Genomic DNA, 16,442 nt, shown 5'->3' on the forward strand with positions numbered 1-16,442 from the left:
CCAGAGCAAGTCCAGCAAAAGTGCGCCAGCGGTTTTTGCGTCCGGACTGCGTTAAAACAAGGAGATAGAGCATGTGATCCGGCTTAAGCCGGACATGCTCTAGGGATATAGGACAGACCATGACCATCGACCTCAAGGGACGGCTTGCGCTCGTCACCGGCGCCTCGCGCGGCATCGGCTATTTCACCGCGATCGAACTCGCCAAGGCCGGCGCGCATGTGATCGCCTGCGCCCGCACCGTGGGTGGCCTGGAAGAGCTGGATGACGCCATCAAGGCCGTCGGCGGGTCTGCGACGTTGGTCCCCTTCGACCTGTCGGACATGGCCGCCATCGACCAGCTCGGCGGGCATATCTTCGAGCGCTGGGGCAAGCTCGACATCGCAGTCCTCAATGCCGGTGTGCTTGGTGTCATCTCGCCGATCGGCCATGTTGAGGCAAAGGTTTTCGACAAGGTCATGACGATCAATGTGACCGCCACCTGGCGCCTGATCCGTTCGCTGGAGCCACTGCTGATCAAGTCCGACCAGGGCCGTGCGCTGATCCTGTCGTCGGGCGCTGCGCACAAGTGCCGCCCGTTCTGGGGGCCCTACTCCGCCTCCAAGGCCGCCGTCGAGGCGCTCGCCCGCACCTGGGCGGCCGAGACCCAGCGCCTGCCTCTGCGCGTCCTCTCCGTCGATCCAGGTGCTACCCGCACCGCCATGCGCGCCCAGGCCATGCCGGGTGAAGATCCAGCCACTCTGCCGCATCCGTCCGAAGTTGCCGCCAAGCTCCTGCCGCTCGTCGGCCCGGACCAGACGGAAACGGGCAAGCTGTTCATCGTTCGCGAAGGCAAGATGGTCGATTACCGGATGCCGGAGTAAGAAGGACCACCACCCTAGCGGCGGCCGTCCCGTAGCAGGATCACCCATGTCGCCCAGAGATTTTGCCGCTTATGCCTATCTGTCCCTGGCCTGGGGACTGTCGTTCCTGCTGCTCTTGCATGTCGTCGATGCGTTCGGCTGGATCGGCGCGGTGACCTTTCGCTGCTTCATCGCAGGCGCCCTGCTTTACGTGATTGCAAGGGCTATGCGACGCCGGCTTGACTTCGGCGCAGGCTGGCTTCCTTTCGCGGTCGTAGGCGCCACGACCGTGGCCGGGCAGCTGGTGGGGCTTTCCTATGCGACGCCGCTGATCGGCACGGCGATGGCCGCAATCTTCGTCGCGTCCATCCCGCTTTTTTCCATGGTCATCGCGCAGCTCTGGGGGTTGGAGCGGATCACGCCTGCGCGTGTGCTTGGACTTGCGCTTGGAACGATCGGCATCATCATGCTGGTCGGCTTCCCGGCCGTGCCGGTCACTGGCGCCTTCCTGCTCGGCTGTGCCGCCATGGTCGGCTCAACCTTCTCGGCCGCCTTCGGCAGCAATTATGCGAGCCGGCACCTTTCCGGCACCGGCCCCTGGGAGGTGACGATCGGCTCCTTCATCGCCGGCGGTATCCTGACGCTGCCGCTTCTGTGGTTCGTGCCTGTTCCCGGAACACCTGTAGCGATCGACTACCTCTATCTCGTGGCACTGGCAGCCTTGATGAGTGCGCTGACCTATGTGCTCTATTTCGGTCTGGTCAAAAGCATCGGCGCGACCGCCGCGATCAGCGTCGAATTCGTCGTGACCGTCGTTGCCGTGCTGGTCGGGGCTCTCGTACTCGACGAACCGCTGACGGTGATGCAGCTGGCGGGTGGCGCCGTCATCATCGTCGGATGTGCTCTGGTTCTGGGCCTCGTCCGCCCGGTGCGAGCAGCTACCTGATCACTTGCCTCGCCGACGGATGCGAGGAGCCGAGCGACGCGGTTCACCCGCGACCAAGGCGAGCGTTGCTGCCGTTTGCTCCAAAAGGACTGCGGGTTCGCAGAGACGAACGCAGTTTCGTCCATCCGCCTTGGCCCGGTAGAGAGCGGCATCGGCGCTGGCCAGGAGCATATCGAGATCCGCACCGCTCGCACTGGCTTCGGCAACACCGATGCTGACGGTAACCTGCAGGGGTGAGAGCGGCGACATCGCCATGCCCGCGACTGTAAGGCGCAACTCTTCGGCCAGGGCGAGCGCCTGTTGCACGCCAATGCGCGGCAAGAGACAGGCGAATTCTTCGCCACCCAGACGGGCAAAGAGGCAGCCCTTGGGCATCCGCTGTTCGATGGCACGTGAAAAGGCAATCAGGACCTGATCGCCGGCGGCGTGGCCATGGGTATCGTTGACGGTCTTGAAGTGATCGATGTCTAGCAACAGCACACTCGTGCCGCCCTCCTGGCTGAGAGCGGCCTTGGCTTCCGTTACGAAGGTGCGCCGGTTGGCGAGATTGGTCAGGGGATCGCGCTCGGATGCCAGTCGATAACGGAGTTCGTCGCGCTCCTTCGCCAGCATCAGCAGAGCGACGAGCGTCAGCACGATCATCATGGAGTTGGCCAGCACGACATAGGCAAACCAGGGTGCCGTCGTGCCATCGGCCGCATAGGCCGGGCCCACGAGAAGAGAGAGCGGCACCGGCACCAGCCAAATTGCGCCTCGAATGAGATTTGCTACCGCAGCAATCGACCTGGACGGCAACGGCTCTCGCTTTGCCTTGTGCAAGATATCTCGCGCCGTAAGGAAGCAGTAGCCGGCAATCAGGGCGCCGAGAATAGTGGTTCTGAGCTCTATCGATTGATAGACGACAGGCATCAGCCAGAGCGCCGTCCAGACAATCAGCCCGATGGAGGCCTTTGTTAGAGAGGCCTTGCCGCCCTCGAACACAACGACCGCCTGCCAGTAGAGGCCGACGGCGAAGACGCCGAGCCCGAGACCGATGCCCGACGACAAGAACAGCGGCAACGAACTACGCGCCGAATGCAGAAACATGGCCGTGCAGCCAGCGAGCCCCGCCGCAACGAGGAGAGGCAGGATCCGGCTGTCCCGGTTTCGCAGCCACATATAAATCGTCACGACCGTCGATATCAGTGTGATCAGCGCGTGGACGATCATCACTGTTGGCAGATGCAGGCTGTGGTCCATACCGAAGATCATCTCCGAGGGCGGGGGAATACCACGCTAGAATTGGGGTAGTAATCTTGAAAAAGACTTAAGCCGAGGAGCAGGTATCCACAGTGACGGACACGGACATGCCGCTTTTCGGGACGCCGCAAGCGCCCTTGACCAAAATCACGACCCGCGCCATAACACCCAGCATGAAAACGAGCCTCTGCACCATTTGCGGGATCATTATTCGCTAGCGCATTCGCTGGCCTGGCCGTTTTCGTCTCCTGCATAGCCCCAGATGACAAACGACCCGGTCCAGCCGGGTCAATCATTCTGGGAGTTTCACATGGCCGGCGGCCTCAAGCTTTACAACACGCTCACACGCGAGAAGGTCGATTTCGAACCGATCGACCCCGACAATGTGCGCATGTATGTCTGCGGGCCGACCGTCTACGACTTTGCCCATATCGGCAATGCGCGCCCCGTGATCGTCTTCGACGTGCTCTACCGGCTGCTGCGCCACACCTATGGCGCCGATAAGGTCACCTATGTCCGCAACATCACCGACGTCGACGACAAGATCAACGCGCGGGCATTGCGCGATTTCGGCGACCGTATCGCCGACGGTTCGATGAGCCTCAATGAGGCCATCCGCGCCGTCACCGGCAAGACGGAGAGCCAATTCCACGAGGACGTGGCGGCGCTGGGCTGCCTGAAACCCACCGTCGAGCCACGCGCCACCGACAACATTCCGCAGATGATAACGATCATCCAGCGGCTCCTCGACATGGGCCATGCCTATGTTGCCAGCGGTTCGGAAGGCCATGAAGTGCTGTTTTCGACAGCTTCCATGGCCGATTACGGCATGCTGTCGAAGCGCAAGCTGGAAGACCAGCAGGCGGGTGCGCGTGTCGCGGTCGAAAGCCACAAGATGAACCCCGCCGATTTCGTGCTGTGGAAGCAGTCCGCCGATACCGAGCCGGGCTGGCCGGCGAGCTTTACCTTCGAGAAGACCACCACGCCGATCTATGGGCGTCCCGGCTGGCATATCGAATGCTCTGCCATGTCCGACCGCTATCTCTGGGAAGAGATCAAGGACCGCTTGTCCCCCAAGGCGAAAGCCAAGCCGCACCAGTTCGACATCCATGGCGGCGGTCTGGACCTGATCTTCCCGCACCACGAAAACGAGATCGCCCAATCCTGCTGCGCCTTCGACAACGACCTGATGGCGACCGTGTGGATGCATAACGGCTTCCTGCAGGTCGAAGGCCGCAAGATGTCGAAGTCGGAGGGCAATTTCGTCACGATCAACGAGTTGCTGGCGACGGAGAAATTCGGCGGTCGCCAGTGGCCGGGCGAGGTGCTGCGGCTGGCGATGCTGATGACGCATTACCGCGAGCCGATCGATTTTTCGGTGAAGCGGCTTGAGGAGGCGGAACGCCTGCTGGCGAAGTGGCCGGCGGGTGATGCCGGGGATACCGCCCCGGATGCATCGGTTATTGAGGCCCTTTCGGACGACCTGAATACGGTTGCTGCCGTTCAGGCGATTCATGCACTCGCGCAGGCAGCGAATGCGGATCCGTCGAAGCTGCCGTTGTTCGCGGCTTCCGCCGCCTTGCTCAGTGTTGCGCCGAAGAAGGCAGAAGTCAGCGACGACCTCTCCGCCGCCGTCCAGGCCCTCGTCGACCTCAGGCTCGAAATGCTGAAGGCGAAGAACTTTGCCGAGGCCGACCGCATCCGCGACGAGCTTGGCGAAAAGGGCATTCAGCTCAAGGACGGCAAGGACAAGGATACCGGCGAGCGGGTAACGACCTGGGAGGTCAAGCGGTAGTTGCTTGGGGGAAACCGTTGGCATATGCTTGGCATATGCCAACTCAGGAGATGCGAATGGAACTGGAAAGACATGTCCGGATCTTCAAGAACGGTCGCAACCGCGCCGTTCGCATTCCCGTGGAGTTCGACTTCCCCGGTGACGAGGCGATCATGCGCAAGGAGGGTGACAAGATCACCCTTGAACCCGTCCAGGCAAAGAAGGAAAGCATGATCGAATGGCTGCGCCGCCAGGAGCCAATCGAAGAGGACTTCGACTTCGACCTTCGTGAACCGCCAACGCGGGACGTCGAGCTGTGAATACGCCTCGCTACATGCTCGACACGAATATTGTTTCGGACGTGATCCGCAACCCGCATGGATCCGCCGCCACGATGATCGAGAGCGTCGGCGACGCGCAGGTGGCGATCAGTTCGATCGTTGCGTCCGAACTGCGTTTCGGCATTCTGAAACGCAACTCCGAGCGCCTGACGTTCCTGGTCGAAAACCTTCTCGAACGGGTTTCGATCCTGCCCTACGAAGACAAGGAAGCTTCCCATTTTGCCGAGATTCGCCTCGACCTTGAACGGAATGGAACGCCGATCGGTTCGACGGATCTCTTCATCGCCGCGCATGCAAGATCTCTGGACGTGACCCTGGTGACGGCCAACGTCCGAGAATTCGGCCGAGTATCAGGCCTCAAGGTAGAAAACTGGGTCAGGTCGAACCCATGACCCAACCCAACCCCAACACCAAAATGCCGAAATGGCTGCTTTACGGGCTGATCGCCAAGGGCGTTCTGGTGGCTGCCGTGATCATCGGCGTCACGGTCTATGTGACGATGCAATGAGGACGTCGAGATGAGCGAAATCGAAAGCGGTGGCTGTCAATGCGGCGCGGTCCGGTTCCAGGCGTCGAAGCTTGGGCGCCCGTCGATCTGCCATTGCCGTATGTGCCAGAAACAATTCGGCTCCTTCTTCGGCGCCTTTGTCACCGCCGACCAGGCGCATCTGACCTGGACGCGCGGGCAGCCGATGCTTTACCGCTCGTCGGCGAAGGTGAAGCGCGGGTTCTGCGGCAAATGCGGTACGCCGCTCACCTATCAGCATCCGGGCGGGGTTGAACTTGCGATCGGCGCTTTCGATCATCCGGAGCGCTTCGAGCCGCAGATCCAGGTCAACCATCACCAGCGGCTGCCCTGGATTGATCAGCTATTCGAGAAGCCTGTCTATACGAGCCCCGAATACGAGGCCTTTTTCGCCTCGATCGAGAGCTTCCAGCATCCCGACCATGACACGGCTGAGTGGCCGCCGGAGGATGATCAATGACCCGTCAGGTGCATTCCGGTGGCTGCCAATGCGGCGCGATCCGCTACAAGATCGCGGGCGAGCTCGGCTATCCGCATATCTGTCACTGCCGCATGTGCCAGAAGGCGAGCGGCAACTTTTTCATGGCGCTGGCCGGCTCGCGCCAGGAAGATTTTTTGCTGATGCGCGGCGAGCCAAGCTGGTTCCAGTCGTCTGACCCGTGCGGGCGCGGCTTCTGCAAGGATTGCGGCACGCCGCTCTTCTTCCGCACCAAGGGTTCGCCCTATATCAGCGTGACGATCGGCAGTCTCGATAAGCCGGAGCTAGCCGAACCCATTTCGCAGGACGGGGTCGAAAGCCGAGTGCCGTACTTCGACAGACTTTTCGGACTGCCGGAAAAGCAGACCGACCGGTCGGACCTTCCGGCGGGCAATGCCGGGATCGCCGCCACCTCACGGCAACATCCCGATCACGATACGGTGGCCTGGCCGCCGAAAAGGACATGACATGACGAATGAATTGCGGGGCTTTTATCCCGAGATCGAACCCTATGAGACCGGCATGCTCGATGTCGGCGACGGGCACCAGATCTATTGGGAGCGTTTCGGCACGAGGGGCGCCAAGCCTGCCGTCTTCCTGCACGGCGGCCCGGGCGGTGCGACCAGCCCGTCGCATCGCCGCCTCTTCGATCCCGCGCTTTATGATGTGATCCTCTTTGACCAGCGCGGCTGCGGCAAGTCCACGCCGCATGCCTCGATCGAGGCCAACACCACCTGGCATCTGGTCGCCGACATCGAGCGGCTGCGTCAGATGATCGGCGCCGAACAGTGGCTCGTCTTCGGCGGCTCCTGGGGCTCGACACTGGCGCTTGCCTATGCGCAAACACATCCCGAGCGTGTCTCCGAACTCGTGCTGCGCGGCATCTACACGCTGACGAGGGCCGAGCTCGACTGGTACTACCAGTTCGGCGTCTCCGAGATGTTTCCCGACAAGTGGGAGCGTTTCTGCGCACCGATCCCGGAAAACGAGCGTCACGAGATGATGGCGGCCTATCGCCGCCGGCTGACCGGCACCGACCGCGAGGAACAGCGGCGCTGCGCGGTGGCCTGGAGCTCCTGGGAAGGCGAGACGATCACGCTTCTGCCGAACCCTGATTATTCCGGCCATTTCTACGACGCGGACTTCGCACTGGCCTTCGCCCGCATCGAAAACCACTTCTTCGTCCATGCAGGCTGGCTGGAGGAAGGTCAGCTCTTGCGCGATGCCTACAAGCTGAAGGACATTCCCGGCGTGATCATCCATGGCCGCTACGACATGCCCTGCCCAGCGAAGTATGCTTGGGCTTTGCACAAGGCCTGGCCGAAGGCGGATTTCCACCTCATCGAGGGGGCGGGGCACGCCTATCTCGAGCCTGGCATCCTCGATCAGCTGATCCGTGCGACGGATCGGTTTGCGGGGAAGCGTTGAATCTGAGAATTGCCCCTCACCCTACCCTCTCCCCGCAGGCGGGGAGAGGGAGTGACAGCAGCGCCGTTTCGGCCTTCTCCCCGCTCGCGGGGAGAAGGTGGCGGCAGCCGGATGAGGGGCTGACATCACCGAGTTGCCTGAGGACACCAGCATGACACGCGAAAAGATCACCCTGTTCGATACGACGCTCCGCGATGGCCAGCAGACGCCGGGGATTGATTTTTCCGTCGAGGACAAGATCGCCATTGCCACCCTGCTGGACGAATTCGGCATCGACTTCATTGAGGGCGGTTATCCCGGCGCGAACCCGACGGACACGACGTTCTTTTCCAGGAGGCGCACGCAAAAGGCCGGCTTCGTCGCCTTCGGCATGACCAAGCGTGCCGGCATTTCCGCCTCCAACGATCCGGGCCTCAGCCAGCTTATCCAATCCAAGGCGGATGCCGTCTGTCTGGTGGCCAAGAGCTGGGACTATCATGTGAAGGTCGCGCTCGGCTGCACCAACGAGGAAAACCTCGACAGCATCCGTGACAGCGTGCACGCCGTGGTCGAAGCGGGCAAGCTTTCCATGGTCGATTGCGAGCATTTCTTCGACGGCTACAAGGCCAATCCTGATTATGCCATCGCCTGCGCCAAAGAGGCCTATCAGGCCGGCGCCCGCTGGGTGGTGCTCTGCGACACCAATGGCGGCACGCAGCCGCCGGAAATCCGCGAGATCGTCCAGGCCGTCATCGCGTCGGGCATTCCCGGGTCCTCGCTCGGCATCCACGCGCATAACGACACCGGCCAGGCGGTTGCCAATTCACTTGCTGCCGTCGAGGCAGGCGTGCGCCAGATCCAGGGCACGCTGAACGGCATCGGCGAACGCTGCGGCAATGCCGATCTCGTCACGATCATCCCAACGCTCTGTCTGAAGGAGACCTATTCCTCGCGCTTCGAGACCTCGATCGATCGTGAGAAGCTTGTCGGCCTGACGCGCCTGTCGCGCGCCTTCGACGAATTACTCAACCGCTCGCCCAACCACCAGTCGCCTTACGTGGGCGGCTCGGCTTTTGCCACCAAGGCTGGTATCCATGCCTCGGCGCTCTTGAAGGACCCGAAAACCTACGAACATGTCGAGCCGGAAACTGTCGGCAATTTCCGCAAGGTGATGGTCTCAGACCAGGGCGGCAAGGCGAATTTTCTCAACGAACTGAAGCGGCGCGGCATCACCGTTGCCAAGGACGATCCGAAGCTCGACACGCTGATCTCTGTCGTCAAGGAGCGCGAGGCGACCGGCTATGCCTATGAAGGGGCCGATGCAAGCTTCGAGCTGCTCGCCTTGAAGACGCTCGGCACCGTGCCGGATTTCTTCGCCGTCGAGAGTTTCCGGGTCATGGTCGAGCGCCGATTCGACAGCCACGGCCAGCTGAAGACCGTGTCCGAAGCCGTGGTCAAAGTGCTGGTCGATGGCGAGATGGTGATGTCGGTGGCGGAAGGCGATGGCCCGGTCAATGCGCTCGACATCGCGCTCAGAAAGGACCTCGGCAAATACCAGAGCGAAATCATCGATCTGGAACTGTCGGATTATAAAGTCCGTATCCTGAACGGCGGCACGGAAGCCATAACACGCGTCCTGATCGAATCCACCGATGCATCAGGCGCCCGCTGGTGGACGGTTGGCGTGTCGGAAAACATCATCGACGCCTCGTTCCAGGCGCTGATGGACAGTATCGTCTACAAGCTGATGAAAAACCGGGAACTCGCGGGGCAGATCGCGGCGGAGTGAGATCGGCCGCGCCCAAACGATCGGTCTGCCTGAACGATGCTTCACAGAAATGAATTGGTGCCTGCAACCTTGCAGGCGTAATCCCGTTTCCAAGCATAACAAAAGTCAGGAAACACCATGGCCGACGTCTCCGCTCCTGCCGAGAACCGGGACAGCCTGAACGGCTTTCTCTTTGCGCTCTCGGCCTATCTGCTGTGGGGCTTCCTGCCGCTCTACATGAAGGCGCTCGCGCATATCTCGCCGGCGGAGGTGATTGCGCATCGCATTCTCTGGTCGATCCCGGTCGCCGGATTGTTGCTGATCATCCTCAAGCGCACCGATGACCTCAAGAAGGCCATTCGCAATCCGCGCATGCTCGGCATGGCCGCCGTCACCGCGACGCTGATCAGCGTCAACTGGGGCATCTATGTCTGGGCGATCGGGGCCGGCCATGCACTGGACACCGCGCTCGGCTATTTCATCAATCCGCTGTTTTCGATCCTGCTCGGCGCGGTCATCCTGAAGGAAAAGCTGAAGAAGACGCAGATTGCGGCCCTGTCACTGGTCGTGATTGCCGTGGTCATACTCACCGTCGAAGCGGGCCGTCTGCCGGTGGTCGCGCTGGCGCTCACCTTCTCCTGGGGCTTCTACGCCTTCTTCCGCAAGACATTGCCCATCGGGCCGAACCAGGGCTTCCTGCTGGAAGTGCTGCTGCTGTCGCCGATCGCGCTCGGTTATCTCGTCTATCTGAACCTTGAGGGCGGCGGGCATTTCCTGATGGGCAATGCAACCGATACGGTGCTGCTCGCCTCGTCCGGCCTGGTGACGGCGGTGCCGCTGATCCTCTATGCCAACGGCGCCAAGCTGTTGCGCCTGTCGACCATCGGCATCATGCAGTACATCGCGCCGTCGATGATCTTCATCACCGCCGTCTTCGTCTTCGATGAACCCTTCAGCGTGGCAAAGGCTGTCGCCTTCCCGCTGATCTGGGCAGCACTGGTGATCTATACGCTGCCGATGCTTCGGCAGCGCTGATCAGCACTCAAGTTCAGAGCTTGGAAATCGTCTCCGGGTCGCCTTCGGGCGCTCCGGTCTCGGCCCAGCGCTGATGGATCGCCGGCACGATGTCCTCGATGCGATCAATCACCAGCGGCCGCACAAGATGGGCCGTGTGGATGAAGCCCGAGGCCGACATGTGGTCGATCAACTCCAGCATCGGCTTCCAGAAGTCGTTCACATTGGCAAAGACCATCGGCTTGGCATGACGGCCAAGCTGGCCCCAGGTCATGATCTCAACGATCTCCTCCAGCGTGCCAATGCCACCCGGCAGCGTGACGAAGGCATCCGAGCGCTCGAACATGGCGTGCTTGCGCTCATGCATGTCCTTGGTGATAATCAATTCGTTGAGCTGGCCGAGCGAATGGCGTGTCGCTTCCATATCGACGAGGAATTCGGGTATGATGCCGGTGACATGACCACCAGCCGAGAGCAAGCCGGAGGCGACCGCTCCCATGATGCCCTTGGTGCCGCCGCCATAGACCAGGCGAAGGTTGTTTTCTGCCAAGGCGCGGCCGAAATTGCGGCCGGCCTCCAGGAAGGCAGGATCGCGTCCGGGCTGGGAACCACAATAGACGCAGACGGATCGAATCGGGTTTTTCTGTTCGCTCATGCGAAGCAAAAAACAGTCTGCGCTGACCAAGGTCAACAAAATTGGCTGATAACCCTTGTTCAGCCGGGTGGATTGATCCATCGCCGCTTGTCGATTCATCAGGTTGACGCTAGCAATTCCAAGGGAATGGCGGCTGTTCCGCCGGGAGACTTGAGAAATGAAGAACCGTGCCCTCTGGGTGGTCCTGCTGGTACTTGCCATCGTCAGCCTGCTGATGGTGTTCGTCATCATGCCGCGGCTCAACACGCCAACGGCCAATCTGCCGACGGTGAACGCGGCTGCCGATGCTGCGAAGTCCGCAGCCGACCAGGTCCAGGCGACGGCCGAAGGCGCCGCACAAGACGTTGCCATCGTAGCCAGCCAGAAGATGGATCGCCTGAAGGCCGAGGCCGAAAAGGCCATCGATGGCATCTCGGCGCTGTTTGCCGATGGCCGTACGCCGGGCATCGAAGCCTATACCGCCGCCAAAACACTGGCTCAGGTTGCCCTGCAGGCTCTCTCCTCGGTCGAGATCCCGGAAGGCCTCGATGCGACGATCATGGATGGGATCAAGACGGCACAGGCGGATGCTGCGCGAGCTCTGGAGATGGTTCAGCAGCTGCCGGCCGATCCGGCAAAGGCCGCAGGCCTCGTCGCCTCGATCAAGGATGCGCTGCTCGGAAAGCCGGTCACCACCCCTGCTCCGGTCGCCGAGACGCTGGCGGACGTCGCTCCGCGCTTCGACGTCCTTCGCGTCGAGCCCGATGGCTCCACGGTCATCGCTGGCAACGCCGTGCCCGGCGCCACCGTCGAGATCCTCAATGGCGAACAGGTCATTTCCTCGCAGACGGTCGACGGCACCGGCGATTTCGCCGCCGTGCTTGATCAGCCGCTGCCGCCCGGCGACCACGCGCTGCAGATTCGCGCCACGGCTCCCGACGGCAAGGTCGTGACCTCGGAAGAAGTCGCCACGATCTCCGTACCCGAAGGTGGCAAGGGCGAGCTCCTAGCCATGGTGTCTAAGCCTGGCGAGGCAAGCCGGCTGATCACGCTTCCCGGTTCCGAAAATGCTGCGGCATCGGCAAGCCAGCCGGCAGCAGCAACTGAGACCGCTTCGCCGGCTGCAGCACCTGCCGCACAGGCTGGTGGCGTCACACTGCCCGACCTTCCTGCTGCGGCGACCGAGCTTGCCGGCTCGGCACCAGCCATGCCCGGCACGACCGACACGGCTGCAGCATCCACATCGAAACCGGTGGCCGAAGAACCCGCCGCCCTTCCCGGCGCAACCGAGGTTCAAGTCACAGCTGTGGAGATCGAAGGCGATCGGATTTTTGTCGCCGGAAAGGCACGCGCCGGTGCCACGGTTCGCGGCTTCGCCAACAAGGCCGCCATCGGTGAGGCTGTGAGTGATGGGAATGGTAATTTCGTCATTGAAGGCGAAATGAAACTCGACGTCGGCAACCACATCATCGAAGTGGAACTGCTGGATTCCGCCGGCAAGGTTGTCGTACGCGCCTCGGTGCCGTTCGAGCGCCCCGCCGGCGAGCAGGTCTCCGTCGTAGCGCAAACCGCTCCAGGAGCCACCTCCTCGGCTGCAACTCCCGACCAGTCGGAATTTGAGCGTCTGCGCATCTCGTTGACCAAGGCGGTGACGATCCTCGAAAACCTGTTCGCCAACGGCCAGAAGCCGGCGCTGGAGCAGGCGGCAGCGGCACGTTCCGCCACGGAAATCGGATTACAGTCGATCATCGGCTTCCGTCCATCTCCGAATGTTGCTCCTGAACTTGCTGCCGCCTTTAGCAGCCACGCCGCCAAGGCACGGGAGGCGCTCGCGCTCTTGCAGTCGGTGCCGAACGGCAATGTCGACGCATTGGGCGCCGCCCTGCCGCAGCTCGTCGCGCTGATCCGTGATCTCCTCAACGATCCGGCACCTGCTCCTGCTGCACAAGCACCGGCCGCACAGCCGGAGGCCGGTGTTGCGTCAAGCTCGCCCGCCCCGGAAACGGCGGCGGCCTCCGGCGAGCCGAAAACCATCCAGCAGGCGCCGCTCGAACAGAGCGACAGCAGCGTCATCATCCGCCGCGGCGACACGCTCTGGCAGATTTCGCGACGGGTCTACGGTCAGGGTGTCCGCTACACCACCATCTATCTCGCCAACGAGAACCAGATCAACAATCCTGATCTGATCGAGCCCGGCCAGATCTTCATGGTGCCGCGCGATGCGCTTCCCAATGCGGAAGAGATTCATCGCAAACGTCTGCGCGGCGAGGCGGTGAACTGAGCTTTCACAGTTCCGTTATTGTATTCGCGCGAACTGGAACCTAATTGAGTGATAGCGGCGACTCCTCCGAGGGGTCGCCGCTTTTTGATCTTGATACAAGCGAGAGGCTCGGGGATGGCAGAGGCGAAGAAGAAGACGGTATCGGCCGACGACGGCAACCCGATGCAGACCCTCGTCAATCTCTGGCCCTATATGTGGCCGGCGGACCGCTTCGACCTCAAGATGCGGGTCGTCTGGGCGACCGTCTTCCTGATCATCTCGAAATTCGTGCTGATCCTCGTGCCCTATTTCTTCAAATGGGCGACCGATGCTCTCGACGGCAAGCTCGACATGGCGGGCCTTTTGCCGACATTCCTGCTGGGCGCCGTGGCGCTGGTCATCTTCTATAACGTCACCCGCATCGCTCAGGTCGGCCTCAACCAACTGCGCGACGCGCTGTTTGCCAGCGTCGGCCAGCATGCCGTGCGCCAGCTTGCATACCGAACCTTCGTGCATATGCACCAGCTGTCGCTGCGCTTCCACCTGGAGCGCAAGACGGGTGGGCTTTCGCGCATCATCGAGCGCGGCACCAAGGGCATCGAGACGATCGTGCGCTTCACGATCCTCAACTCGATCCCGACGCTGATCGAATTCCTGCTGACGGCCGTGATATTCTGGTGGACCTACGGCTTCTCCTATCTCGGCGTCACCGCATTCACGGTCTGGGCCTATATCTGGTTCACCATCCGCGCCTCCGACTGGCGCATCGGCATTCGCCGGGCGATGAACGACAGCGACACCGACGCCAACACCAAGGCGATCGACTCGCTTCTCAACTTCGAGACGGTCAAATATTTCGGCAACGAGGAGATGGAGGCCAAGCGCTTCGATGCCTCCATGGCTAAGTACGAGAAGTCGGCCACACAGGTCTGGACCTCGCTCGGCTGGCTGAACTTCGGCCAGGGCCTTATCTTTGGCGTGGGCACCGCGATCATCATGGTGATGTCGGCGCTTGCCGTGCAGCGCGGCGAACAGACGATCGGCGACTTCGTCTTCGTCAACGCCATGCTGATGCAGCTGTCGATACCGCTCAACTTCATCGGCTTTGTCTACCGCGAAATCCGTCAGGGTCTGACCGATATCGAGCAGATGTTCGATCTGCTTGAGGTGCAAGCCGAGGTTATCGACAAGCCGGATGCAACGCAGCTCGTCATTGCGCAGGGTGCCATCGCCTTCAAGGACGTGCATTTCCACTACGACCCTGAGCGACCAATCCTCAAAGGCGTGTCCTTCGATGTCCCAGCCGGCAAGACGGTGGCCGTCGTCGGCCCCTCTGGTGCGGGCAAGTCGACGATCTCGCGCCTGCTCTACCAATTCTACGACGTGCAGAAGGGCTCGATCACCATCGACGGCCAGGATGTGCGGGAGGTAACCCAGAAGTCGTTGAGAGCCGCGATCGGCATGGTCCCACAGGATACCGTGCTGTTCAACGATACCATCGCCTACAACATCCGCTATGGCCGACCCGGTGCTGCCGAAGACGACATCGTCCAGGCGGCGGAGATCGCCCAGATCTCGCATTTCATCAGGGATCTGCCCGATGGCTTCGACACCAAGGTCGGTGAACGCGGCCTGAAACTGTCCGGCGGTGAGAAACAGCGTGTGGCGATTGCCCGCACGGTTCTCAAGGCGCCGCCGATCCTGATCCTCGACGAGGCGACCTCGGCGCTCGATACGACCACAGAGCACGAGATCCAGTCTGCCCTCGACATCGTCTCGAAGAACCGCACGACGCTGGTCATCGCTCACCGTCTCTCGACCGTCGTTGCCGCAGACGAGATCATCGTTCTGAAGGGCGGCGAAATCGCAGAACGCGGGAGCCATAGCGAGCTTCTGGCCCAGGACGGCCTTTATGCCTCGATGTGGAACCGTCAGCGGGAGGCGACGCAGGCAGAGGAAATGCTTCGGCAGGTGCGCGAAAGCGACGAACTCGGCGTCGTTGTCCGGCGCCCGCCAGCCGTCTGACGCGGCTGGTCAGCGACAGAGGACGATCAGTCCGCCCGGCATAGCCGATTGCGCCCGTCGCGCTTGGCCCGGTACAGCGCGAGATCGGCCCGCCGCAGCGCGTGGTCGATCGTCTCCTGCAGCGGATCGAAATCGGCAAGGCCGATGCTGATGGTGCCGACCGTGCCTATGCCGGTCACTACCGCGCAGTAGCGAGCGATATCGGCCCGCATCCGCTCGAGGATGGCAGCGGCCTGAGACGCATTGTCGCCAGTGAAGAAGGCAAAGAACTCTTCCCCTCCGGCACGTGCAATCAGAACCCCCTCCTCCTCATGGGCCCGCAGGGTGTCGACAATCGAACAGAGGGTTACGTCTCCCTCGCCATGCCCCAGCTCGTCGTTGATCGACTTGAAGTGGTCGATGTCGATGACGGCCACGGCGAAGCTCCGCTCACCTTCATTCGCCGTCTCGATTGCGGAACCCGCTACCTGGAAGAACTTGCGGCGGTTGTAGGCATTGGTCAGTGGATCGCGTTCGGCAGCTGCGGTCAGGCGTGCCTCGAGTTCCTTGCGTTCTGTAATGTCGATCAGCACACCTGCAATGCCGCGCAGGCCGCCTTCGGGAGAGGCGACACAGGCCTTGTGCAGCATGATGTGACGTACGCCCGTGTCGGGAACGCAGACATCTGTCTCGAGCCTGATGGCGCCGCCCCTGCGCATCACTTCGAGATCCGATTCCCGATGTGCTTCGGCAACATCCGGCGGGAGAAAATCGGCGAGTGTGTGACCAATGACGCGGTCGCGTTCCGTGCCGACGAAATGGCTGAACGCCGTGTTGCAGCCAAGATACCGGCCGCCAACGTCTTTCAGGTATATCGGCGTCGGCAGATGGTCCAAGCCGTCCTGCCAGGCATCGAGCTTGTCCTGCAGCGCGGCGAGCGTCTTTTCATGCGTCTGCAGCAGGGTGAGGTGACGCTTGGCGCGCAAGAGGCAGCGCAGCAGCTGTGGGGTGCCCTCCTCCATGAGAAGGTCGTCCACCCCCGCGTCGAAGAGTTCCGCCTGAAACTCTGATGTCGCCGATCCGGTCACCGCGACCAGGTAAAGGCGATCGCCGCAGATCTCACGGAGCCGAACAACCTGGGCGATCAAGCCCTTGTCAGCGCAATCAAGGAAGCAAAGCGACGAGGCTCGCAGTGCCTCCGGAGCCGCGATG

Annotated in this window: 15 protein-coding genes; 12 read left to right on the forward strand and 3 right to left on the reverse strand. The window is 61.8% G+C overall.

Annotated elements, in window-relative coordinates; genetic code table 11:
- The first annotated feature begins 119 nt into the window (after positions 1–119).
- Together SJY08_RS10705 and SJY08_RS10710 are read left to right on the forward strand one after the other, a co-directional pair.
- On the forward strand, positions 120–860 hold the full coding sequence (locus SJY08_RS10705; protein WP_069041729.1) for an SDR family NAD(P)-dependent oxidoreductase: 741 nt from the start codon (positions 120–122) through the stop codon (positions 858–860).
- Between the two features lie 46 nt (positions 861–906).
- Complete coding sequence (locus SJY08_RS10710) at positions 907–1,785, forward strand: DMT family transporter (protein WP_069041730.1); 879 nt, start codon at positions 907–909, stop codon at positions 1,783–1,785.
- Here the strand turns inward: SJY08_RS10710 and SJY08_RS10715 are convergent, their stop codons facing one another.
- The gene (locus SJY08_RS10715; RefSeq protein WP_377275539.1) at positions 1,786–3,024 is read right to left on the reverse strand and encodes a diguanylate cyclase; all 1,239 of its coding nucleotides are present in this window, start codon (positions 3,022–3,024) and stop codon (positions 1,786–1,788) included.
- A 310-nt stretch (positions 3,025–3,334) separates the two neighbouring features.
- Between SJY08_RS10715 and cysS the strand changes: the two genes are divergently transcribed.
- The 8 genes from cysS to rarD all read left to right on the forward strand — a co-directional run bounded on the left by cysS (position 3,335) and on the right by rarD (position 10,353).
- Positions 3,335–4,819, forward strand: coding sequence for a cysteine--tRNA ligase (gene cysS, locus SJY08_RS10720; RefSeq protein ID WP_377275540.1), 1,485 nt, complete (start codon positions 3,335–3,337; stop codon positions 4,817–4,819).
- Positions 4,820–4,875: 56 nt separating this feature from the next.
- Entirely contained in the window at positions 4,876–5,118 is a 243-nt protein-coding gene (locus SJY08_RS10725; protein ID WP_054150488.1) for an antitoxin, read from the forward strand.
- Positions 5,119–5,132: 14 nt separating this feature from the next.
- On the forward strand, positions 5,133–5,531 hold the full coding sequence (locus tag SJY08_RS10730; protein WP_377278549.1) for a type II toxin-antitoxin system VapC family toxin: 399 nt from the start codon (positions 5,133–5,135) through the stop codon (positions 5,529–5,531).
- Between the two features lie 126 nt (positions 5,532–5,657).
- Positions 5,658–6,125, forward strand: coding sequence for a GFA family protein (locus tag SJY08_RS10735; RefSeq protein WP_377275541.1), 468 nt, complete (start codon positions 5,658–5,660; stop codon positions 6,123–6,125).
- Positions 6,122–6,610 (forward strand): GFA family protein, encoded by a 489-nt coding sequence (locus SJY08_RS10740; RefSeq protein ID WP_377275542.1) that lies wholly within the window; start codon positions 6,122–6,124, stop codon positions 6,608–6,610. Before SJY08_RS10735 ends, SJY08_RS10740 begins: the two co-directional genes overlap by 4 nt.
- 1 nt (position 6,611) lies before the next feature.
- Positions 6,612–7,571 carry a prolyl aminopeptidase gene (gene pip, locus SJY08_RS10745; protein ID WP_377275543.1) on the forward strand — a complete coding sequence of 320 codons (960 nt, stop codon included), beginning with the start codon at positions 6,612–6,614 and terminating at the stop codon, positions 7,569–7,571.
- A gap of 151 nt (positions 7,572–7,722) precedes the next feature.
- Entirely contained in the window at positions 7,723–9,339 is a 1,617-nt protein-coding gene (gene cimA, locus SJY08_RS10750; protein WP_377275544.1) for a citramalate synthase, read from the forward strand.
- Between the two features lie 117 nt (positions 9,340–9,456).
- Positions 9,457–10,353, forward strand: a complete 897-nt coding sequence (gene rarD / locus SJY08_RS10755) for an EamA family transporter RarD (RefSeq protein ID WP_377275545.1) — start codon at positions 9,457–9,459, stop codon at positions 10,351–10,353.
- 13 nt (positions 10,354–10,366) lie between these two features.
- Here the strand turns inward: rarD and SJY08_RS10760 are convergent, their stop codons facing one another.
- Positions 10,367–10,987 carry a TIGR00730 family Rossman fold protein gene (locus SJY08_RS10760; protein WP_377275546.1) on the reverse strand — a complete coding sequence of 207 codons (621 nt, stop codon included), beginning with the start codon at positions 10,985–10,987 and terminating at the stop codon, positions 10,367–10,369.
- Positions 10,988–11,144: 157 nt separating this feature from the next.
- On the opposite strand from SJY08_RS10760, the gene SJY08_RS10765 reads away from it, so the two are divergent.
- Both SJY08_RS10765 and SJY08_RS10770 read left to right on the forward strand, forming a co-directional pair.
- Positions 11,145–13,247, forward strand: coding sequence for a LysM peptidoglycan-binding domain-containing protein (locus SJY08_RS10765; RefSeq protein ID WP_377275547.1), 2,103 nt, complete (start codon positions 11,145–11,147; stop codon positions 13,245–13,247).
- 114 nt (positions 13,248–13,361) lie between these two features.
- Complete coding sequence (locus SJY08_RS10770; protein ID WP_377275548.1) at positions 13,362–15,251, forward strand: ABCB family ABC transporter ATP-binding protein/permease; 1,890 nt, start codon at positions 13,362–13,364, stop codon at positions 15,249–15,251.
- Between the two features lie 26 nt (positions 15,252–15,277).
- Here the strand turns inward: SJY08_RS10770 and SJY08_RS10775 are convergent, their stop codons facing one another.
- The gene (locus tag SJY08_RS10775) at positions 15,278–16,378 is read right to left on the reverse strand and encodes a GGDEF domain-containing protein (protein WP_377275549.1); all 1,101 of its coding nucleotides are present in this window, start codon (positions 16,376–16,378) and stop codon (positions 15,278–15,280) included.
- Positions 16,379–16,442 lie beyond the last annotated feature (64 nt).

Origin of the sequence: Rhizobium sp. R86522, from assembly GCF_042466255.1 — a bacterium.
In the GTDB taxonomy this organism is placed as follows: Bacteria; Pseudomonadota; Alphaproteobacteria; order Rhizobiales; family Rhizobiaceae; genus Allorhizobium.